The 21,748-nt window shown below is 72.9% G+C and carries 14 protein-coding genes; 10 read left to right on the plus strand and 4 right to left on the minus strand.

Going from position 1 to position 21,748, the window contains the following annotated elements:
• Nucleotides 1–190: 190 nt before the first annotated feature.
• Nucleotides 191–3,004 carry a lysylphosphatidylglycerol synthase transmembrane domain-containing protein gene (locus tag QFZ64_RS22935; RefSeq protein ID WP_307068629.1) on the minus strand — a complete coding sequence of 938 codons (2,814 nt, stop codon included), beginning with the start codon at nucleotides 3,002–3,004 and terminating at the stop codon, nucleotides 191–193.
• Nucleotides 3,005–3,199: 195 nt separating this feature from the next.
• Between QFZ64_RS22935 and QFZ64_RS22940 the strand changes: the two genes are divergently transcribed.
• The 5 genes from QFZ64_RS22940 (at nucleotide 3,200) to nudC (ending at nucleotide 13,854) form a co-directional block, all read left to right on the plus strand.
• A complete protein-coding gene (locus QFZ64_RS22940; RefSeq protein WP_307068631.1) occupies nucleotides 3,200–3,574 on the plus strand; it encodes an MGMT family protein in 375 nt (124 codons plus the stop codon).
• A 306-nt stretch (nucleotides 3,575–3,880) separates the two neighbouring features.
• Nucleotides 3,881–7,411 carry an ATP-dependent DNA helicase gene (locus tag QFZ64_RS22945; RefSeq protein WP_307068632.1) on the plus strand — a complete coding sequence of 1,177 codons (3,531 nt, stop codon included), beginning with the start codon at nucleotides 3,881–3,883 and terminating at the stop codon, nucleotides 7,409–7,411.
• A 123-nt stretch (nucleotides 7,412–7,534) separates the two neighbouring features.
• Complete coding sequence (locus QFZ64_RS22950; RefSeq protein WP_307068634.1) at nucleotides 7,535–11,329, plus strand: UvrD-helicase domain-containing protein; 3,795 nt, start codon at nucleotides 7,535–7,537, stop codon at nucleotides 11,327–11,329.
• 10 nt (nucleotides 11,330–11,339) lie between these two features.
• A complete protein-coding gene (locus tag QFZ64_RS22955) occupies nucleotides 11,340–12,743 on the plus strand; it encodes a dipeptidase (protein ID WP_307068636.1) in 1,404 nt (467 codons plus the stop codon).
• Between the two features lie 163 nt (nucleotides 12,744–12,906).
• Nucleotides 12,907–13,854: an NAD(+) diphosphatase gene (gene nudC / locus QFZ64_RS22960; protein ID WP_307068638.1), complete on the plus strand. Its 948-nt coding sequence runs from the start codon at nucleotides 12,907–12,909 to the stop codon at nucleotides 13,852–13,854.
• 73 nt (nucleotides 13,855–13,927) lie between these two features.
• Here the strand turns inward: nudC and QFZ64_RS22965 are convergent, their stop codons facing one another.
• Entirely contained in the window at nucleotides 13,928–14,182 is a 255-nt protein-coding gene (locus QFZ64_RS22965; RefSeq protein ID WP_307068640.1) for a mycoredoxin, read from the minus strand.
• Between the two features lie 197 nt (nucleotides 14,183–14,379).
• Here QFZ64_RS22965 and QFZ64_RS22970 point away from each other — a divergent pair, with 197 nt between their 5' ends.
• From QFZ64_RS22970 to QFZ64_RS22985, 4 genes are all read left to right on the plus strand, one after another.
• The gene (locus QFZ64_RS22970) at nucleotides 14,380–16,599 is read left to right on the plus strand and encodes an ATP-dependent DNA helicase UvrD2 (protein WP_307068642.1); all 2,220 of its coding nucleotides are present in this window, start codon (nucleotides 14,380–14,382) and stop codon (nucleotides 16,597–16,599) included.
• Between the two features lie 166 nt (nucleotides 16,600–16,765).
• Entirely contained in the window at nucleotides 16,766–17,086 is a 321-nt protein-coding gene (locus QFZ64_RS22975; protein WP_307068644.1) for a hypothetical protein, read from the plus strand.
• Nucleotides 17,087–17,258: 172 nt separating this feature from the next.
• Entirely contained in the window at nucleotides 17,259–17,627 is a 369-nt protein-coding gene (locus QFZ64_RS22980; protein ID WP_307068645.1) for a WhiB family transcriptional regulator, read from the plus strand.
• Nucleotides 17,624–17,947 carry a hypothetical protein gene (locus QFZ64_RS22985; RefSeq protein ID WP_307068647.1) on the plus strand — a complete coding sequence of 108 codons (324 nt, stop codon included), beginning with the start codon at nucleotides 17,624–17,626 and terminating at the stop codon, nucleotides 17,945–17,947. Before QFZ64_RS22980 ends, QFZ64_RS22985 begins: the two co-directional genes overlap by 4 nt.
• Before the next feature lie 111 nt (nucleotides 17,948–18,058).
• Here the strand turns inward: QFZ64_RS22985 and QFZ64_RS22990 are convergent, their stop codons facing one another.
• Both QFZ64_RS22990 and QFZ64_RS22995 read right to left on the minus strand, forming a co-directional pair.
• Nucleotides 18,059–19,615: an AarF/ABC1/UbiB kinase family protein gene (locus QFZ64_RS22990; protein WP_307068649.1), complete on the minus strand. Its 1,557-nt coding sequence runs from the start codon at nucleotides 19,613–19,615 to the stop codon at nucleotides 18,059–18,061.
• Complete coding sequence (locus tag QFZ64_RS22995) at nucleotides 19,608–20,849, minus strand: TOMM precursor leader peptide-binding protein (protein WP_307068650.1); 1,242 nt, start codon at nucleotides 20,847–20,849, stop codon at nucleotides 19,608–19,610. The genes QFZ64_RS22990 and QFZ64_RS22995 overlap by 8 nt, the downstream gene beginning before the upstream one ends.
• A gap of 235 nt (nucleotides 20,850–21,084) precedes the next feature.
• On the opposite strand from QFZ64_RS22995, the gene QFZ64_RS23000 reads away from it, so the two are divergent.
• A complete protein-coding gene (locus tag QFZ64_RS23000; RefSeq protein ID WP_307068652.1) occupies nucleotides 21,085–21,699 on the plus strand; it encodes a M48 family metallopeptidase in 615 nt (204 codons plus the stop codon).
• The last annotated feature ends 49 nt before the right edge of the window (nucleotides 21,700–21,748 follow it).

The following is a 21,748-nucleotide window of genomic DNA, read 5'->3' on the forward strand; positions in this document are numbered from 1 at the left end:
CCTTCCCCCTCATGAGCCGTCCGCATCGGTTGCACGGACCGCGGTCAGGCCATAGTAGGCGGACCACGCCGACGCCGTCCGAGCCTGTGGATAACTCTCTGACCTGCGGATTTGAGTCTGTCGTGCGGGTGTGGGTGCGGGTGCGAGCTGTGGGGACCGGGCCGCTGGGACCGGGAGGGGGCGCTGCTCCTTACAACGCTCCCCGGCGGGTGAGGTGGTTGAAGAACAGCCAGCCCGGCAGCACCGGCAGCCACAGCGTCAGCAGCCGATAGAGCAGCACCGCGGGGGCCGCGACCTCCTTCGGCAGTCCGACGGCGATCAGGCCGACCGTCAAGGTCGCCTCCACGGCGCCCACCCCGCCCGGGGTCGGCGCGGCGGAGCCCAGCGCGTTGCCGGCGAGGAAGACGACCGCGACGCTGGCGATGCTGAGCGAGGTCGAACCGTCGCCGAACGCGCGGATCGACGCGTCCAGGCACATCACGAAGCAGGCCGTCAGCAGCAGCATGCCCCCGATGCCGGTCATCAGCTTCTGCGGCCGCTGGAGCACGTCCAGCATGCGTGGCACCACGCCCGCGAACAGCGACCGCACCCGGGTTGCCACGAACTTCCGCAGGAACGGCACCGACGTGACCACCAGCACCAGTACCGCGACCGTCAGCAGGCCCGCGATGACGGTCCGGGAGGGCGAGAGGGACGGCGTCTTCTCGGTGCCGGTGAGGTATCCGAACGACAGCAGCATCAGGATGTGGCAACCCAGCCCGAAAAGCTGTGAGGCGCCCACACTGGCCACCGCCAGCCCCGGCCGTACGCCGGCCCGCTGCAGGAACCGCGTGTTCAGGGCGACCCCGCCGACCGCGGCCGGGGCGACGATCTTGACGAAGGAGCCCGCCACCTGCGCGGCCACGGTCCGCGGGAAGGGCACCCGCTCCGGCACGAAGCCCAGCAGACTCATGGCCGCGGCGACGTAGCTGAGCGCCGAGAAGCCCACCGCCGCGGCGACCCAGCCCCACTGCGCGTTCTCGAACAGCGTGTCGAACTCGATGTGGGTGAGCTGGGTGAGCAGGAAGTACGCGCCTATGGCGCCGGCGATGAAGCTGATGAGCGTGCGGGGGCGTACCCGTTCGAGGCGGACCGGCTCCACCGGGGCCTGCGGACGGATCAGCAGCACCTGGTGGCGGATCTGGCTGAGCAGGTCCTCCTCGCGTGCCTCCTCCAGCGCGTCGTCGATCGCCCGCTTCTGCGCCCGTTGCTCGGCCCGCACGACCTTCTTGCCGGACCGGTCGGCCTTGTCCAGTCCTACGGCCGTGCTCCCGGACCGGTCGGCCTTGTCCATCCTCACGGTGGTGCTGCCGGCGCGGTCGGCCGTGTCCTCTCCCGGCTGCGCCTCGGGCTCCTCGTCCCGGGCGGGTCTGGACTGCCGGTACGCCTCCAGGACCGCCTCGCGCTCACGTTCCGCCCGTTCCCGGCCGAGTCTGCGCAGCGTCGCGCGCGTGACGCGGGTCAGCGCGATCGGCTGGAGCATCGGCAGACAGTCGGCGACCACGTCGGGCCCGAGGACCCCCACGGCCGCGGCGACCGCGCGCTCGGCGCCCACCCGCAGTCCGAACGTGGTCAGCAGCTGGGCGATGTCCATCCGCAGCACCAGGTCCCCTGCGGCGATCTCGCCACCACGCAGGTCGGTCAGGATGACCGTGCCCGAACGGTCGACCAGGACGGCGTCGCCGGCCAGCCTGCGGTGCGCGATGCGGCGTGACTGCAGGAAGCGCACCTGCTGCCAGGCGTCGTGCATCAGTTCGTCGGTGATCTGCGCGTCGTCCAGCGAGTCCAGGGTGCGACCGCCGGTGTGCTCGTACACCAGCATCACCGCGTCGGGGCCCAGCTCGGAGGTGGCGATCAGCTTGGGCGCGTTGGCTCCGGCCGCGATCGCCGCATAGGCCAGCAGGGCTTCCTGCTCCAGTGCCTGGCGCAGCGACTGCAGACTGCTCCGGGTGGTGATGCCGCGCAGCGTCAGTCGCCGCCAGGCCCGGTAGAAGAACCCCTGCGCCTGCTGCTCCCGGTCCACCACCGTCACGTCCAGCGGTGGGCCGTCCTCCAGGGTGACGAAGTAGCGCCGGCCCCGGTCGCTGTTCTCCGGGCTGTCCGGGAACTCCTCGCGAGCCGCCGTCAGCGGGCGGAAGCCGACCGTGCGCAGTCCCGCCATCAGCGTCCGGCCGGTAGGACGTACGTTGGGGGAGCCGACCGCGTAAAGGGTGCCGTAGGCGACACTCCAGCCGATCAGCACCGTCAGGATGATCGAGAAGGGTGTCGTGTAGCCCGTGACGAGCATCGAGAACGCGTCCAGCAGCAGCACCACCCACAGCACGGCCCGCCACCGGGGCCTGCGGGACATGCCGACCGCCGTCATATAGGCGATGACCGGGGCGAGATAGCCGTGCACCGGGTCGGTCAGGGCGTGCGTGTCACCGGGGGAGGGCTGGGTGAGCGCCTCCCGGACGGAGTGCGGGGCGGCCTGGGCGACCCACAGGTCGGTGGCGAGCGTCACTCCGTGCGCGAGGACGGCCGCCAGTACGCCGTCGGCGATACGCAGTCCGTCGCGTTTGATCAGCCGTTCGATCGCGAAGGCCACCGGGACCAGCAGGATCGCGATGCTCGATGCCAGTCCGGCGAGCTTGATCAGCAGATCGGGGGCCTGTCCGGTGCCCTTGTTGATGTCCTGTTCGAGCCCCGAGGTGGTGCCGTGCGCGAAGGCCGCGACCATCAGCAGCACGACGACCGCGAGAAGCCCCACCCCCAGCCGCATCAGGTCCGAGGGACGGTGCACGCGCGCGGGGAGGAGCGGTTCGTCGCCCTCCACCTCGTCGTTGTAGATCTCCTCGGCCGGGTCCTGGCCACCGCCGGACGCCTCCGCGGCGTCCTCGCCCTCGTCCGGCGCGGCGGTGTCCGGGCGCGACGACGCCTCAGAGGTGCCCTCCGCGTTCTCGGGATGCACACCCTGATGTCTCATCGTCTCTTCTTGGTCTCGTATCACCTGTCACCGCCCGCACGATGGTGGCATGCCCGTCCGACATACGGGGTCATCAGGGTGCACTCGCGGGACCGCACAGTCTGCCCGACGCTTCCCTCGGGTGCGAGGGACGACCCCGGCCGCCCTCGCCGCCCTCGCCTCCCATTGTCGGTGGCATCGTGCAGGATGGGGCGGATGAGCGAGGAGAGCCGTCCGGCGGATGCGGTGCCGGAACACCCGGAGTACGCGGAGCGGGTCCTCGGGGTCGCCGAGCTGATCCCGCCGGGTCGCGTGATGACGTACGGGGACGTCGCCGAGTGGCTCGAGGAGGGCGGGCCGCGGCAGGTGGGCCGGGTGATGGCCCTGTACGGGGGCGCGGTCCCGTGGTGGCGGGTGGTGCGCGCGGACGGCGTGCTGCTGCCGGGGCACGAGTCGAGAGCCCTCGGCCACTACCGGGAGGAGGGCACGCCCCTCAAGGAGGCGGGCCGCTCCGCGGCGGGGCACATACCCCGCCTCGACATGGCACGCGCGCGCTGGGACGGCGCCGAACAAGCCCCGAGGCGGGACTGATGGCCATCGGCCCGGCGCCTTCCGGCCGGATGCCGCCCGGCCAGACGTCCCCCGGCGGGCGTCCGGCGTCCCGTGTGCCCCGTTCGGGGGACAGAGGGCGTTTCCAGGACATGCCGTACGTTCGTGCGGTGAGGAACGCATATGCCCCCTGTGCCCGCGGGGGTGGTCGGCAGCACCCGGAAGGCATTCTTCCGACGGCACCACCGGCGTAGCGTCCACGGCACGCGTCGCCCTCACCCCACGGCCCCCGTCCGCCTCGCGCGGCGCCCCGCCCCACCCGTACCAGCACCAGGACCGGCGAACCACGTGAGCTCCTCTTCCACCACCAGGCGTCTGCCGCACCCTCCGGTGCGGCAGGGGAACCGTGGCGCTTACCGACTGGTACGTACCCCGCCGGCCCGCCCGGTCCCCCCTCGCCTGGACGCGGGCCAGCGTGCGGTGGTTGACCACGGCACCGGCCCCCTCCTCGTCCTCGCGGGCCCCGGCACCGGCAAGACGACCACTCTGGTCGAGTCCGTGGCCGCCAGGATCGCCCGCGGCGCGGACCCGGAACGCATCCTGGTGCTGACGTTCAGCCGCAAGGCGGCCGTCGAGCTGCGTGACCGCATGGCGCTGCGGATCGGGGCGGAGCGGGCACCCCGGGCCACCACCTTCCACTCCTTCGGTTACGCGCTGGTACGGGCCCACCAGGACAGCAGCCTGTTCGTGGAGCCGCTGCGGCTGCTGTCCGGCCCCGAGCAGGACGTGACCGTGCGTGAGCTGCTGGCCGGCCAGCCCGGGCTGGAGCGCCTGGGTCTCGCCCATGTGCGCTGGCCCGACGACCTGCGCGCCTGCCTGACCACCCGGGGCTTCGCCGACGAAGTCCGCGCGGTCCTGGCCCGCAGTCGCGAGCTCGGCCTCGGCCCCGCCGCCCTGGAGGCGTTCGCCCGCCGCATCGGCCGCCCCGACTGGCTGGCCGCCTCCGCCTTCCTCGCCGAGTACCTGGACGTCCTCGACCTCCAGGGCGTCGTCGACTACGCCGAACTCGTCCACCGCGCGGTGCTCCTCGCCCACCGCCCCGAGGTCGCCGCGCGGCTCGCCGCCCAGTACGACGCCGTCTACGTGGACGAGTACCAGGACACCGACCCGGCCCAGGCACGGCTGCTGCACGCGCTCGCCGGCGGTGGCCGCACCTTGGTGGCGTTCGGCGACCCGGACCAGTCGATCTACGCCTTCCGGGGCGCCGACGTCGGCGGCATCCTGGAGTTCCCCGACGCCTTCGCGCGCGCGGACGGCAGCCCGGCCCCGGTCCGGGTCCTGACGACGTCCCGCCGCTCCGGTGCCGCCCTGCTCGCCGCCACCCGCCTGCTCACCCGGCGGATGCCGCTGACCCGCCTCCCGGCCGAGAAGGTGCGCGCCCACCGGGAGCTGACGGCGGCGCGCGAGGGCGGCCGCGTCGAGGTCCGCACCTACCCCACGGCCGGCACGGAACTGGACAACATCGCCGACATCCTGCGCCGCGCCCACCTGGAGGACGGCGTTCCGTGGGGCGAGATGGCCGTCCTGGTCCGGGCCGGCGCCCGCAGTGTCCCGGGCGTCCGCCGCGCCCTCACCGCGGCCGGGGTCCCTTTGGACATCGACGGCGACGACCTCCCCCTGCGCCACGAACCCGCGGTGGCCCCTCTGCTGACGGCCCTCAGAGCGGTCGCCCGCGCGGAGGCGGCGGACGGCGAGGGCGACGCGGCCGACAGGCGCGCCGACGCCGCAGAGGAGCCGGACGGCGGAGACATCCCGGCGGGCACGGACACGGACACCGGCACCGGCACCGGCACGGACACGGACACGGGCACCGGCACGGACACGGACACGGGCACCGGCACGGACACGGACACGGGCACCGGCGCGGACTCGGACGCGGACTCGGACGCCGATACGGACACGGGCGCCGACGCCACACAGGAGCCCGCGGCCGGCTGCTGGCTCGACACCGAGACCGCGCTCGCGCTGCTCGCCTCCCCTCTGGCCGGCATGGACGCCGCCGACCTGCGCCGCCTCGGCCGCGCGCTGCGCGAGGAGGAGCGCGCCGCCGGCCGCCCCGTGCCGCCGCCGTCCGACGAGCTGCTCACGCGGGCGCTGGCCGAGCCGGAACGCCTGGTGGCGCACGACCCGGCGTACGCGCGCGGCGCGCAGCGCCTGGGCGCACTGCTCCGGCGGACCCGGGAGTGCCTCGCGGGCGGCGGAACCGCCGAGGAGGCCCTCTGGGAGCTGTGGAACGGCACTCCATGGCCGGCGCGGCTGGAACGGTCCTCGCGGCGCGGCGGCGCCGCCGGCCGCAACGCCGACCGTGACCTGGACGCCGTCTGTGCCCTGTTCGCGACCGCCGCGCGCGCGGAAGAGCGCGTCGGCGGACGTGGTGCCCTGAACTTCCTGGAGGAGATCGAGGCCCAGGACATCGCCGCCGACACGCTCACCCGCAGGGCCGTCCGCGCCGATGCCGTCCGCTTGATGACCGCGCACCGCTCCAAGGGCCTGGAATGGCGTCTCGTGGTCGTCGCCGGCGTCCAGGAGGGGCTGTGGCCCGACCTGCGTCGCCGCGGCTCCCTGCTGGAGGCCGACCGCATCGGCCGCGACGGACTCGCCGAACCGCTCAGCCAGGGCGCGCTCCTCGCCGAGGAACGACGGCTGTTCTACGTGGCCGCCACGCGCGCCAAGGAGCGCCTGGTCATCACCGCCGTCAAGGCGCCCGCCGACGACGGCGACCAGCCCTCCCGCTTCCTCACCGAGCTCGGCGTCGAACCCAAGGACGTCACCGGCCGTCCCCGCCGCCCGCTGTCGGTCTCCGCGCTCGTCGCCGAACTGCGGGCCACCACCGTCGACCCCGAGGCCTCCCCGCCGCTGCGGGAGGCCGCCGCACAGCGCCTGGCCCGCCTCGCCGCGCTCGCCGACGACGACGGCCGCCCCCTGGCCCCCTCCGCGCACCCCTACCGCTGGTGGGGCATGTTCGAGCCGACCGAGAGCAAGGTGCCGCTGCGCGACCGCGACAAGCCCGTCGCGCTCTCCGGAAGCGCCCTGGACCAGCTCGCCCGCACCTGCGCCCTGCAGTGGTTCCTGGGCCGTGAGGTGAAGGCCGACGCGCCCGCCACCACCGCCCAGGGCTTCGGCAACGTGGTGCACGTCCTCGCCGACGAGGTCGCCTCCGGCCGCACCCCCGCCGACCTGGAGGTGCTCATGGAGCGGCTGGACTCGGTGTGGAACGCGCTCGCCTTCGACGCCCCCTGGAAATCGGCGCAGGAGAAGGCCCACGCGCGCGTGGCGCTCGAACGCTTCCTCAAGTGGCACGTCGACACGGGCGGACAACGAGCCGGCCGGACGCCGGTCGCCAGCGAGCAGGACTTCGACGTCACCCTGGAGGCCGGTGACTACGAGGTGCGCATCCGCGGCAGCATGGACCGCGTCGAGAGGGACGGCGAGGGCCGCGCCTATGTCGTCGACTTCAAGACGGGCAAGCAGGCGCCCAGCGCCGCCGACGTCGCCCGCCACCCGCAGCTCGCCGTCTACCAGCTCGCCGTCCGCGAGGGCGCGGTCGACGACGTGTTCGACGGCACCCGCCCCGAGCCCGGCGGCGCCGAACTCGTCCACCTGCGACAGGGCGCCGCCAGGAAGGACGGCGGCGAGGAACTGCCCAAGGTGCAGTCCCAGGAGCCCCTGGAGGGACAGTGGGTCGGCGAGCTCCTGGCCACCGCCGCGGGCAAGGTCCTCGATGAACGGTTCTCGCCGACGGCGGGTCAGCACTGCGCGCACTGCGCGTTCCGGGCCTCGTGCAGCGCCCGCCCGGAGGGACGGCACGTGGTGGAGTAGGGATCGCACGTGGCGGGCACAGGCCCGCGTGACATACGGCACCACCCGTGCCGACCTGCGCTTCTTCCGTTGCATGGGCCGACTGGGGCCCGCATTGTCAGTGGCCGCCGTTAGCCTCTCTCCATGCCCGCCCGTATCACCGATCCCGAGCAGCTCAAGGAGCTCCTCGGCATCCCGTTCACCCCGGAGCAGACGGCCTGCATCATCGCGCCGCCCGCCCCGCAGGTGATCGTGGCCGGAGCCGGTTCGGGCAAGACCACGGTGATGGCCGCGCGTGTGGTGTGGCTGGTCGGCACCGGCCAGGTCGCCCCCGAACAGGTGCTCGGGCTGACCTTCACCAACAAGGCCGCCGGCGAACTCACCGAGCGCGTCCGCAAGGCCCTGGTCAGGGCCGGCGTCACCGACCCCGACGCGATCGACCCCGACAACCCGCCCGGCGAACCGCTGATCTCCACGTACCACGCCTTCGCCGGCCGCCTGCTCGCCGACCACGGGCTGCGCATCGGCCTGGAACCCACCTCCCGCCTGCTCGCCGACGCCACCCGCTACCAGCTCGCCGCCCGCGTGCTCCGTGAGGCACCCGGCCCCTATCCCGCGCTCACCCGATCCTTCCCCGACCTGGTCAGCGACCTCCTGGCGCTGGACTCCGAACTCGCCGAGCACCTGATCCGGCCCGAGGACGTACAGGCGTACGACACCGAGCTGCTGGACACCCTGGACGGCGTCCGGCTCGGCAACGCCGACCTGCGCAAGGTCCCCGAGGCGGCCGCCGCCCGCCGCTCCCTGGCCGGGCTGGTGGGCCGCTACCGCGCCGCCAAACGCGAACGGGACCTGCTCGACTTCGGCGACCAGATCGCCCTCTCCGCCGCCCTGGCCGGCCTGCCCGAGGTCGGCCGCATCCTGCGGGACGAGTTCCGCGTGGTCCTCCTCGACGAGTACCAGGACACCTCGGTCGCCCAGCGCGTGCTGCTCTCCGGCCTCTTCGGGGGCGGCAGCGGGCACCCCGTCACCGCGGTGGGCGACCCCTGCCAGGCCATCTACGGCTGGCGCGGTGCCTCCGTCGCCAACCTGGACGACTTCCCCGAACACTTCCCGCGTGCCGACGGCCGCCCCGCCACCCGCCAGGCGCTCAGCGAGAACCGGCGCAGCGGCGGCCGCCTCCTCGACCTCGCCAACGGCCTCGCCGCGCCCCTGCGCGCGATGCACGCGGGGGTGGAGGCGCTGCGCCCGGCCCCGGGCGCCGAACGCGACGGGCAGGTGCGCTGCGCCCTGCTGCGCACCCACACCGAGGAGATCGACTGGATCGCCGACGCCATCGCCCACCTGGTGCGCACCGGCAAGGAACCCGGCGAGATCGCGGTCCTGTGCCGCACCGCCGGTGACTTCGCCGAGATCCAGGGCGCCCTCGTCGCCCGTGACGTGCCCGTGGAGGTCGTCGGCCTGTCCGGGTTGCTGCACCTGCCCGAGGTCGCCGACCTCGTCGCCGTCTGCGAGGTGCTCCAGGACCCCGGCGCCAATGCCTCCCTGGTCCGCCTGCTCACCGGCCCGCGCTGGCGCATCGGCCCGCGCGACCTGGCCCTGCTGGGACGCCGCGCACGGCTGCTCGTGTCGCACACCCGCGTGGACGACGACGACCTCGACGTGCGCCTCGCCGCGGCCGTCGAGGGCGTCGATCCGACGGAGGTCGTCTCCCTCGCCGACGCCCTCGACACGTTCCTCGAACTGCCCCTGGAGGCGGAGCGCGCGGACGACGGACTGCCCTTCTCCTCCGACGCGCGCGTCCGGTTCGCGCGGCTCGCCGCCGAACTGCGCGACCTGCGCCGCTCGCTCGCCGACCCGCTGATGGACGTACTGCACCGCGTGCTCGCCGTCACCGGCCTGGAGGTCGAGCTGTCCGCCTCCCCGCACGCCCTGGCCGCCCGCCGCCGCGAGACCCTGGCCAACTTCCTGGACGTCGCCGCCTCCTTCGCGGCCAACGAGCCCGAGGCGAGCCTGCTGGCCTTCCTGGGGTTCCTGCGCACCGCCGCCCAGTACGAGAAGGGCCTGGACAACGCGCTGCCCGGTGGTGAGAACACGGTCAAGGTGCTCACCGCGCACAAGTCCAAGGGTTTGGAGTGGGACGTCGTCGCCGTGCCCGGACTGGTCACCGGCACCTTTCCGAGCACCCAGGGCCGCGAGAAGTGGACCGCCCAGGGCAAGGTGCTGCCGCATCCGCTGCGCGGCGACGCCGACACGCTCCCCGAGGTGGAATCGTGGGACTCACGGGGGCTGCGCGCCTTTCACGAGGCGATGAAGGAACATCAGCTCACCGAGGAACTGCGCCTCGGCTACGTCACCTTCACCCGCCCCCGGTCGCTGCTGCTCGGCTCCGGCCACTGGTGGGGACCGTCACAGAAGAAGCCCCGCGGCCCCTCCGGCTTCCTCACGGCCCTGTACGAGCACTGCGCGGCCGGGCACGGCGAGATCGAGGCCTGGGCGGAGCCGCCGGCCGAGGACGAGGAGAACCCCGCCCTGCTGGCGGCGGCCGCCGACCGGGCCTGGCCGCTCCCGCTGGACGAGGCCGCGCTGGCCCGCCGCAGGGCCGCCGCCGAGACCGTCCTGGCACACCTGGAGCGCACCGCCTCGCTCACGCCCCCGGCTCTGGTCGCCGCGCGCCCGGGGACCGCGCCCGACCCGTCCGCCCACGACCCGTCCGCCCACGAGGACCCGGACTGGCCGCCACCGGACGACGAGCCGCCCCACGACTCGTCGGACGAGGAACCGCCTTCTGAGTTCCCTGACGAGGAGCCTTCCCTCGGGCCCCCGAACGACGAGCCCCCCTACGACGAGCCAGCCTTCGAGCCCCCTTACGACGAGCCGTTCCCTGACGAGGACCCCTACGCCGAGGGTCCCGACGCCGGGGCCTCCGACGCCGGGGCCCCCGACTGGGACTCCTGGTCCGCCGACCGCCCCGTCGTGCCGCACCAGGCGTCGCCTCCCGAAGTGCCGGCCGGCCCGGAGCGGGTGCCGCGGTCCCGCCGTGCGGACGTGCCGGGCGGCGCTCGGCTCACCCCGGAGGAGGCCCGCACGCTCGCCTCCTGGGACCGCGACCTCGACGCGCTCACCGGGGAGCTGCTGCGGGCCCGCGCGAGCGTCACCGAGGTCGTCCTCCCGGCCTCGCTGACCGCGTCGCAGCTGATGAGGCTGGCCGCGGACCCGGACGGGCTGGCGCAGGAGCTGGCCCGCCCGATGCCCCGTCCCCCGCAGCCCGCCGCCCGGCGGGGCACCCGGTTCCACGCCTGGGTCGAAACCCGGTTCGAGGCCCTGCGGCTGCCGATGCTCGAACCCGACGAGCTGCCGGGCACCGAGGCGGAGATCGCCGACGAACGCGACCTGGAGACCCTCAAGGAGGCCTTCGCACGCACGCCGTACGCCCACCGGGCCCCGTACCGCGTGGAGGCTCCCTTCCAACTCGGCATCGCCGGACGTGTCGTGCGCGGCCGCATCGACGCGGTCTACCGCGACGGCGAGGGAGACGCGGCGACGTACGAGATCGTCGACTGGAAGACCAACCGGGCGCACACCGCCGATCCGCTGCAGCTGGCCGTGTACCGGCTGGCCTGGGCCGAGCAGCAGGGCGTGCCCCTGGAGCGGGTCACGGCCGCGTTCGTGTACGTGCGCGGCGGCGAGGTCGTACGGCCGCCGGACCTGCCCGGCCGCGCCGAACTGGAACGGCTGCTCGGCGCCGGCGAGAACCCCGTGCCGGCCGCCGAGGAGAACCCGGCGCCGGCCACCGGGACATCCACGTCGCCGGACCGCGGCGACGGGCCGTACGGCGGCGGCACCGAAACGATCACCGGCGAACCCGAAACGCTCACCGACGGTGTGCAGCCGCCCACCGGTGAACCGCCGGGAGGGGATGTCGGCCCAGGCCGTTAGGCTCGTGGGTATGAGCACGACCCCGGACAGCGCCGTCCGCACGTACGTCGACCGTCACCGCGCCGCCTTCCTCGACGACCTCATGGAGTGGCTGCGCATCCCGTCGGTGTCCGCGCAGCCCGAGCACGTCCCGGACGTACGGCGCAGCGCCGAGTGGCTCGCCGCCCGGCTGGCCGGGACCGGCTTCCCGACCGTCGAGGTGTGGCCCACCCCGGGCGCCCCCGCCGTCTTCGCCGAGTGGCCCTGCGACGACCCGGAGGCGCCCACCGTGCTGGTCTACGGCCACCACGACGTGCAGCCCGCCGCACGCGAGGACGGCTGGGACGGTGACCCCTTCGAACCGGAGATCCGTGACGGCCGCCTGTACGCGCGCGGGGCCGCCGACGACAAGGGGCAGGTGTTCTTCCACACGCTGGGCGTGCGCGCGCACCTCGCGGCGACCGGACGTGATGCCCCCGCTGTCCATCTGAAGCTGCTGATCGAGGGCGAGGAGGAGTCGGGCTCCCCGCACTTCCGCGCCCTCGTCGAGGAGAACGCCGGCCGGCTCGCCGCCGACGCCGTGATCGTCTCCGACACCGGCATGTGGTCCGAGGACACCCCCACCGTGTGCACGGGCATGCGCGGGCTGGCCGAGTGCGAGATCGTCATGCACGGCCCGGAGCAGGACATCCACTCCGGCTCGTTCGGCGGCGCGGTGCCCAATCCGGCCACCGCCGTCGCCCGGCTGGTGGCCGCGCTGCACGACGAGCACGCGCGAGTGGCGGTACCCGGCTTCTACGACGGCGTGGCCGAACTCACCGACCGTGAACGCGCCCTCTTCGCCGAACTGCCCTTCGACGAGGAGCGCTGGCTGCGCGACGCGCGGTCCACGGCCACCCACGGCGAAGCCGGATACACCACCCTGGAGCGCGTCTGGGCCCGCCCCACCGCCGAGGTCAACGGCATCGGCGGGGGTTATCAGGGCCCCGGCAGCAAGACCGTCGTCCCGTCCTCGGCGCGCGTCAAGCTGTCCTTCCGGCTCGTCGACGGACAGGAACCCGAGCACATCGAGAAGGCGGTGCGCGCCTGGGCCGCCGAGCAGGTGCCCGCCGGCATCCGGTGCGAGATCACCTTCGGCCCCGCAACCCGCCCGTGCCTGACCCCGCTGGACCATCCGGCGCTGCGCTCGCTCGTGCGGGCGATGGGCCGGGCCTTCGGGCAGCCGATCCGGTTCACCCGGGAGGGTGGCTCCGGTCCCGCCGCCGACCTTCAGGAGGTGCTGGGCGCCCCGGTACTGTTCCTGGGCATCTCCGTGCCCTCCGACGGCTGGCACGCGCCGAACGAGAAGGTCGACCTGGACCTGCTGCTCAAGGGCGCCGAGACCGGCGCACACCTGTGGAGCGATCTCGGGGAGAACTGGCGCCATGAGCGGTGACCGTCCCGCGGGACGGACCGGCCGCCGCGCCCCGCTCCGGGCACGGCACACTGGAGAAGCCGCTCCGGACGCCCGCATTCCGCCGGACCCGCTCGCCTCCCGCCGTACGTCCCGCTGAACCACCCACCGATCCACCGCCGCACTGGGGGAGTTGGAAGCACCTGTGACCACCTGGACCGACCACACCGCCGACCGCGACCGGCCCGTCTCGCTCACCGCCCCGAGCGGGGTCGACCGGGCCGCCCACCACCGGCTCGACGAGGCATGGCTCGCGGCGGCCTGGAGCCACCCCTCGACGCGCTGCTTCGTGGTCTCCGGCGGCCAGGTCCTCATCGACGAGACGGAGGACGGCCGCACCGAACTGGTCATGACGCCGTCCTTCGAGGCCCCGCTGACCGAGGCGCACCGCTACTTCCTCGGTACGGACGACGACGGGGTGAGCTACTTCGCCCTCCAGAAGGACGCGCTGCCGGGCCGCATCGACCAGTCCGCACGCCCTGCCGGGCTGCGCGAAGCGGGGTTGCTGCTGTCGCCGCGGGACGCGGGCCTGATGGTGCACGCGGTCGCCCTGGAGAACTGGCAGCGCCTGCACCGCTACTGCTCCCGCTGCGGCGAACGCACGGTGATCGCGGCGGCCGGCCACATCCGCCGCTGCCCCGCCTGCGGCGCCGAGCACTACCCACGCACCGACCCCGCCGTCATCATGGCCGTCACCGACGACCAGGACCGCATCCTGCTCGGCCGCCAGGTGCACTGGCCCGAGGGCCGCTTCTCCACACTCGCGGGCTTCGTCGAACCGGGGGAGTCCATCGAGCAGTCCGTGCGCCGGGAGGTCTTCGAGGAGGCCGGCATCACCGTCGGCGACGTCCAGTACGTCGCCAGCCAGCCCTGGCCCTTCCCCTCCAGCCTCATGCTCGGCTTCATGGCCCAGGCCACCGACACCGACATCGACGTCGACGGTGACGAGATCCACGAGGCGCGCTGGTTCTCCCGCGAGGACCTGCGGGCCGGCTTCGAGTCCGGCGAGGTCCTCCCGCCCTACGGCATCTCCATCGCGGCCCGTCTGATCGAACTGTGGTACGGCAAGCCGCTCCCGACCAGGGCGGTCTGAGACCGTACGCATGACGACGTGCGAAAGCCCCCGCTGCTGCGGGGGCCTCCGCAGGGAACCACGGGACCGGCCGTCAGGCGGCCAGCGCCTGCTTGACCTGGGCAAGGGACGGGTTGGTCATCACCGTCTCGGAGCCGGAGGGCGAGACGACCAGAACGGTCGGAACCGTCTGATTGCCCTCGTTCACCTTCTCCACGAACGCCGCGGACTGCGGGTCCTGCTCGATGTTGATCTCGTTGTAGGAGATGCCCTCACGGTCCATCTGGCTCTTCAACCGACGGCAGTAGCCGCACCACGTGGTGCTGTACATCGTCACAGTGCCCGACATGTCGGTCCGTACCCCTTCCCTCGCCAATGAGCGGGATGCGTCATTGCTGACGTCCTGAACGCATGCGCGCGCCCCGGCATTCCCGGGCGGGGCGCTCGCACGGCCGGCACGACAGCGGTCAGTGTTAATACGACTACAGGCGCCTCCCTGTGGACAACCCGCCGCATCCGTCCCGCTCGACCTGGCAGCATGGCGGGGTGACAGCAGCAACGCATTCCACCCTCTTCCCACGGGTACCGGACTCCGCGGACGCCGTGCTCGACGGGCTCGACCCCGAACAGCGCGCCGTGGCCACGGCCCTGCACGGACCGGTGTGCGTACTGGCCGGAGCCGGGACGGGCAAGACCCGGGCGATCACCCACCGCATCGCCTACGGGGTGCGCGCGGGCATCCTCCAGCCGTCCAGCGTGCTCGCCGTCACCTTCACCAACCGCGCCGCGGGCGAGATGCGCGGCCGGCTCAGGCAGCTCGGCGCCGTCGGCGTCCAGGCCCGCACATTCCACTCGGCGGCGCTGCGCCAGCTCCAGTACTTCTGGCCGAAGGCGGTCGGCGGCTCCCTGCCCCGCATCGTCGAGCGCAAGGTCCAACTCGTCGCCGACGCGGCCGCCGCCTCCCGTGTCCGCCTCGACCGCAACGAACTGCGGGACGTCACCGCCGAGATCGAATGGGCCAAGGTCACCCAGACCGTTCCCGGCGACTACGCCGCGGCGGCAGCCAGGGCCGCCCGCGACACCCCCCGCGACCCCGCCGAGATCGCCAAGCTGTACGAGGCCTACGAGGAGATCAAACGCGACCGCGTCGTCATCGACTTCGAGGACGTGCTGCTGCTCACGGTCGGTATCCTCCAGGACCGGCGGGACGTCGCCGAGCAGGTTCGCGCCCAGTACCAGCACTTCGTGGTCGACGAGTACCAGGACGTCAGCCCCCTCCAGCAGCGCCTGCTGGAGCTGTGGCTCGGCGACCGCGACGACCTGTGCGTCGTCGGTGACGCCAGCCAGACCATCTACTCCTTCACCGGCGCGACCCCCGACCATCTTCTCGACTTCCGGGTCCGCCACCCCGGGGCGACCGTCGTCAAACTCGTCCGCGACTACCGCTCCACCCCTCAGGTGGTCCACCTCGCCAACGGGCTGCTCTCCCAGGCCCGCGGCCGCGCCGCCGACCACCGACTGGAACTCGTGTCGCAACGCCCCCCGGGGCCCGAGCCCATCTACGCCGACTACGCCGACGAGCCCTCCGAGGCCGAGGGCGCCGCCCGCCACATCCGCGCACTTCTGGACTCCGGCGTACCCGCGGCGGAGATCGCTGTCCTGTTCCGCACCAACTCCCAGTCCGAGACGTACGAGCAGGCACTGGCCGACGCCGGGATCCCTTATCAGCTGCGCGGCGCGGAGCGCTTCTTCGACCGGCCCGAGGTGCGCAGGGCGATCCACGCCCTGCGCGCCGCCGCCCGCTTCGGTGCCAACGACTCCCGGCTCGACGACGTGGTCGACCTGCCCTCCCAGGTACGGGCCGTGCTCTCCGGCGAGGGCTGGACCGGGGAACCGCCGGCCGGCTCCGGCGCGGTCAGGGAACGCTGGGAGTCGCTGGCCGCCCTGGTCCACCTCGCCCAGGACTTCGCCACCGTCGGACCGGACGTCACCCTCACCGACCTGGTCGCCGAACTGGACGAACGGGCGGGCGCCCAGCACGCGCCCACGGTGCAGGGCGTCACCCTCGCTTCCCTGCACTCCGCCAAGGGACTGGAGTGGGACGTCGTCTTCCTGGTCGGTGTCGCCGAGGGCATGATGCCGATCAGCTACGCCAGGACGGACGAGCAGATCGAGGAGGAGCGCCGACTCCTGTACGTCGGCGTCACCCGCGCGAGGGAACGCCTCTTCGTCTCCTGGGCGCTCTCCCGCTCGCCCGGCGGCCGTCCCAGCCGCCGCCCCAGCCGCTTCCTCGACGGGCTGCGCCCCGGTTCGACCGCGACAGGGGGCAGGAACGGCGGCCCGGGGGGCGCCGGTGGTGTCGAGCGCGGTTTCGGTTCGGCCGGCCGTGGCGGTGCGGCGGGTGCCGTGCCCGTCGCCCGCCGCACCCAGCGGACCGTGGCCCGCTGCAAGGTCTGCGGCCGCACCCTGACGGACGCCGGCGAGATGAAACTGATGCGCTGCGAGGACTGTCCCTCCGACATGGACGAGGGACTGTACGAGCGGCTGCGGGAATGGCGGGCCGTCCAGGCGGGGCGCAGCGGACAGCCCGCCTTCTGCGTCTTCACCGACCGGACGCTGATGGCCATCGCCGAGACGGTTCCCGAGGAGCCGGAGGGGCTGGCGCGGATTCCCGGTGTCGGCATGCGGAAGTACAGGCGGTACGGAGCCGATGTGTTGGCCATCTGCGCAGGCCAGGAGGTCGGGGAGGACGAGGCGAAAGGTTGAGGCCAACTCGTCGCAAAAATAGTTTGCGCATGCCCCGGGAATCCCCATAGGTTCTAAGCCACGGGGACGGCGGCCTTCTCGGAGGCCCTGATTCCGTGCTGTACTTGCACATCCGAACGGATCGGCTCACCACCGGTCCTAGAGACGCCGAAGGGAGGCGAGCCCAGTGATCACCATCAACAGCAGCTTCGTCAGCACCGCCAAACTGACCGATCACTCGGTCGTCTCCGCGTGCTCGCAGGGCGTCTCGAACCTGGGCACCGGTGTGTCCGGCATTCGTGCCGACCGTCCGGTCTCCTCCCTGCCTCTCTCGGGCCTTCCTGTCCGTGAGCGCGATGAGCGACCGACCAAGGCACTGGAAGCGGTAGTGGCACAGGCCCATGCCTATGCCTTTGCGGCGGCCGGTGCCGGATTCCGGAAGCAGACGACGCAGCACCACCTGATGTGGGCCTTCCGCGGGCCTGAACCCTGGAGTGATCCAGCCTGATCGCCGATCAGGCAGGCGCCTTCAGGGCCGCGGAACCCAACCGGGATCCGCGGCCCTTCTGTTTGTCCCGCACCGGGACCGACAGACGAAGGACCTCGGGACAAGAAAAGACCCGGTACCAGCCGATGCCCGGCCCCACAGGGCCGGACCGACCAGACGAGGAAGACGAACCGTGCAACTCGAAGCGCACGTCCCGTCCGTACCGCCTTCCGACACGATCCCCAAGCCCGGCCTCCCGGAGGACTCCACCTTGACTCCGCTCACCACGCTCACCGCGCTCGACGACGCCATCGAGAACCTCGGTGTCTCCGTCCCCTGCCGCTCGTACGACCCGGAGGTCTTCTTCGCCGAGTCGCCGGCGGACGTCGAGTACGCCAAGTCGCTCTGCCGCACCTGCCCGCTCGTCGACGCCTGCCTCGCCGGCGCCAAGGAGCGGCGTGAGCCCTGGGGCGTCTGGGGTGGCGAACTGTTCGTCCAGGGCGTCGTCGTCGCCCGGAAGCGGCCGCGTGGCCGCCCGCGCAAGAACCCGGTCACCGCATGAACACCCCCGGCACGATCAACCGTCCCCTCACGCTCGACCCCACGAAGCAGGCCCCGATGAAGCCGTCCACCAACGAGCCGACCGGCTCCGTGATCGAAGACGTCACCACCACCGGCGCGAACGACTCACGCCAGAACAGGACCCGAGAGATGCAACTCATTCCAGAAGCCCTGGCTCGTGCGCATATGCACGACCGACTGCGAGAGGCCGAGCGGGAACGCAGGGCCGTGCGCCTGGTGGTCGCCCGCCGGATGCAGCGCCGGGCCGAGCGCGCGTCGCTGCGCGCCCGCCGCGCGCTGGCCATGGCCGTCATGCAGTGACACACCGCGGTCATCGACGATGACTCCACCCGGGGGCCGGTCCACCAGGACCGGCCCCCGGTCGCGTCCCCGGGAGGGACTATCCGGGCACCGGGTTGCCGGAATACCGGCTCAGGCTTGTGCTGCCGACCGTTCCCCGGAGCCGTCACCGAATTCGTGACCAGGATCGTCCTCGGCCTGGTCCTCGGGCTCTTCTTCGGGTTCCCGGGCGGATTCCGCCTCGGCTTTCTGCTGCCCGGGGAGCCTGATCTCCTCGGCTTCCTCGACTCCCACCATGTCGTCCGTCTCGTCCCCGCCGTCCACGGCCTCTGTCCCGACCGGGCCGTCCGCGTCCTCCACCTGCACGAAGCCGGGGAGCCACTGCTCCAGTTCCTCGCGCAGCCGCACCGTCGCGCCCAGCTGGCACAGCACACCGATCGTGCTGAGGGTGACCCGGTGGATCAGCAGGTACGACGGGGGCAGGTTGAGCTTCTTGCCCAGTTGGTAGGCGGGGGAGCGGGGGTCGGCCACCCGGGCGGCCTGGCTGCGCATCCAGCCGCGGGTGAACGTGAACTCCTCGACCCTGGCGGGCTCGATGATCGGCAGGAGGTAGTCCAGGACCGCGTCCGGCTCCAGGTCGATGGACTCCCTGACGAATCCCTCCTCGCGCAGATGCGTGTAGACGAAGTCGGCGTCGCCTTCGAGCGTCATCCGCAGCGAGTGGCCGATCGGCGCCGGCAGACCGCCGGGGAGTCGGTCGACCGTGCCGAAGTCCAGGACGCCGAGCCTCCAGTCGTCCTCGCCCTCCGGCCCGCCGGGCAGCAGCCGGAAATTGCCCGGGTGCGGATCGGCGTGCAGCAGACCGGTGCGGGCCGGCCCGGAGAAGAGGAAACGGGCCAGCAGCTGGCCGGCGCGGTCGCGCTGCTCCTTGGTGCCGTCGGAGATGATCTCGGACAGGGGTGTCCCGTCCATCCACTCGGTGACCAGCACCTGCTCGCGCTGGTGCACCACCGCCGGGACCACCACGTCCGGGTCGTCCGCGAACTCCTCCGCGTGTGCCTGCTGGGCCTGCGCCTCCAGGTCGTAGTCCAGTTCCTCGGAGACCCGGTCGCGCAGCTCGTTGATCAGCGGCTTGATGTCCATGCCCGGGACCAGCGGACCGAGCAGCCGGGCGAACCGGCTGAGCTGGTTGAGGTCGGAGAGCAGCGCGTCGCCCGCGCCCGGGTACTGCACCTTGACCGCCACCTCGCGGCCGTCGTGCCACACCGCCCGGTGCACCTGGCCGATCGACGCGGCCGCGGACGGCTTGTCCTCGAACTCCCGGAACAGCTCCAGCCAGTCCTCGCCAAGCCGTTTCGCCAGTACGGCGTGGACGGTTCGGGTCGGCATCGGAGGAGCCGCCTCCTGGAGCTTCGTGAGCGCGGCGCGGTAGGGCCCGGCGACCTCCTCGGGCAGCGCCGACTCGAAGACGGACAGAGCCTGCCCGAACTTCATGGCACCGCCCTTGAGCTCGCCGAGGACCTTGAACAACTGGTCCGCGGTGCGCTGCTGGAGTTCACGGCCCACGAGCTCCGCCGACTCGCCGACGATCCGTTTGCCGAGTCCCCAGGTCGCCCGTCCGGCGAAGCCGAGCGGGAGCGCGGCGAGCTTGGCGGTCCGGGTGACCGCCTTGCGGGGAAGATCAGACATGCGCCCTCCAAGTCCTGGACAGCCGTGTCGCCGGGGCCTTGCGGGACACCTCCGGCGACGACTGCCGCACCGCCATTGTCGCGCGTGACCCGCCGTCCTCTGCGTTCTGATCCCTGTTACCTTTCTCCACCTTTTCCGCGTCGTCGCGCCGCGCCGCGCCGCAGAGGCATCCGGGATGGGCCCACACCGGACGCGCGTGCCAGTCGAGCCGGGGCACCGAGGCCTCCCAGCGGGCGCCGGCGCTCGCCGGGGACTGACCGTCGAGGAATGCGAGCGCGTGTCCGGCGGCGAGCGACGCGACGGCTGAGGCCAGCGCGAGATCGCAGGCCTGTCCTTGACGGGGGCGCCCCGAGCGCCATTGGGCGACCAGCCGCGGCCAGGTCTCGTCACGGTCGGAGCGGTGTCGGTCCAGGCAGCCCGCGCAGGCGGTCTCCCCGGGGAGTACGAGCGGCCCGACCACCCCCGTGCCCTCGACAACCCCGGCGTACAGATGGGGCGTCCCGGAGGCGAGCAGCGGCTCGGTGGCGGCCGGATCGGGGGCGTGGACGGCGAGACCGTCGCGCGGAGTGAGCACCACCAGGCTCAGACCGGGGTCGGTCGCGCCGTCGGTCCGTGAGCCGGCCGCCCGGCGGCCCGGAGGCTCGGGAGCGGCCCGGCGCACCGCCCTGCGGGCCGCCTCGTCACGGCGTTCGCCGACCGACTCCGCCGGGAGCCCGCCCGGCGCCACGTCCCACGGCTCGACCCGGCCGATGTCCCGCACATCGACCTCACCCACCCCCGCGCCGGCGAGCAACGAGGCCAGCACGACGCCGACCCGACCGGCGCCTCTGACCTGCACCCGCAGGGCGCGGCGGGCGGCGAGCCGGCTGAGTCCGGCGCCCGGCTCACGGGCGACGAGCGACAGGGAGGCGAGGTCGGGACGGAGTCGGTCCAGGACTTCCTTCTTCTCCCGGAGCTCGGCGGCCTTTGGACCGCCGCCCGTCGCGTCGTCCAGCAGACCCGACGCGGACAGCCGTGACACCAGCGTGTCCACATGGCCGTCCGGCAGCCCCATCCGCCGGCTCTCGTCCCGCAGCAGGGGCAGGCTCCTGGTGCCGTCGAGCAGACTCAGCAGACTGCCCGTCGCCGTGTCGACCGGTCCCACCACCATGGCGTGCGCGGGAGCCATCCCGAACTGCACGGTGTTCAGATCCCGCCAGCCGCGCCGCAGCGCGGGCTTCACCATCGGATGCATCACAGACCCCCGTAGCCGTGTCGTCGCACCTCTCCGTCGAGGAGTGGTCCGTCGACGAGTGTGGATGCCAGCATGCCGGGCGGACGACGAAGCGTGCCCTGAGTTATCCACAGAGGGAGTCGTTCGTCATACAAACCACAGGTCGCGGGCGAATCGCGTGATGTGTGGTGGCCGACGCCCGGCAACCGTGCCCGGAAGGGGGACTTCCTCCGTGTGCAGCGGGTAACGTCTGGGCGTGCCCGCCGATCCACCGCACCGCGCAGCCGAAGCACAGCGCACCACGACGAGCCCGCCGCAGGGCGACCGGGCGCTGAGCGCGATCGAGGTCCGCCGGAGCGCGCGACGGCGCAGAACGGTCTCCGCGTACCGCGAGGGTGATCGCACCGTCGTGCTCATCCCCGCCCGGATGTCCGAGGCGGAGGAGCAGCGCTGGGTCACCGTCATGCTGGAGAAACTGGCCGCCCAGGAGAACAGACGCCGATTGGGCGACGCCGAACTGACGGAGCGCGCCGCGCGGCTGTCGGCGCAGTACTTCGAGGGGCGGGCCCGGCCCGCCACTGTCCGCTGGGTCACCAACCAGAACACCCGCTGGGGCTCATGCACCCCCGCGGAGGGCAGCATCCGGCTCTCGCACCGCCTGCGGGACATGCCCGAGTACGTCGTCGACTACGTCCTGCTGCACGAGCTCGCGCATCTGCTGGTCCCCGGGCACGGCCCCCGCTTCTGGCGGCTCCTGGAGGCCTATCCGCGCACGGAGCGGGCCCGCGGTTACCTCGAGGGCGTGGTCGCCGCAGGGCGGCTGCCGCACCAGCCCGAACCGCCGGGCGAGCAGGTCCGCGGCGACGCTTGAACCGCCCCGCGCGGCCCGCCGGGCACTTCCGGGCCCGGGCGCGGTTGTG

This window comes from Streptomyces sp. B3I8 (assembly GCF_030816915.1).
Lineage (GTDB): Bacteria > Actinomycetota > Actinomycetes > Streptomycetales > Streptomycetaceae > Streptomyces.

Bases quoted from the DNA above. Each gene is read 5' to 3' on its own strand.
- QFZ64_RS22985 (WP_307068647.1), top strand. From the start codon at position 17,624: ATGAACACCCCCGGCACGATCAACCGTCCCCTCACGCTCGACCCCACG.
- QFZ64_RS22955 (WP_307068636.1), top strand. From the start codon at position 11,340: ATGAGCACGACCCCGGACAGCGCCGTCCGCACGTACGTCGACCGTCAC.
- QFZ64_RS22995 (WP_307068650.1), bottom strand. From the start codon at position 20,849: ATGCATCCGATGGTGAAGCCCGCGCTGCGGCGCGGCTGGCGGGATCTG.
- QFZ64_RS22940 (WP_307068631.1), top strand. From the start codon at position 3,200: ATGAGCGAGGAGAGCCGTCCGGCGGATGCGGTGCCGGAACACCCGGAG.
- QFZ64_RS22935 (WP_307068629.1), bottom strand. From the start codon at position 3,004: ATGAGACATCAGGGTGTGCATCCCGAGAACGCGGAGGGCACCTCTGAG.
- QFZ64_RS22950 (WP_307068634.1), top strand. From the start codon at position 7,535: ATGCCCGCCCGTATCACCGATCCCGAGCAGCTCAAGGAGCTCCTCGGC.
- QFZ64_RS22990 (WP_307068649.1), bottom strand. From the start codon at position 19,615: ATGTCTGATCTTCCCCGCAAGGCGGTCACCCGGACCGCCAAGCTCGCC.
- QFZ64_RS22965 (WP_307068640.1), bottom strand. From the start codon at position 14,182: ATGTCGGGCACTGTGACGATGTACAGCACCACGTGGTGCGGCTACTGC.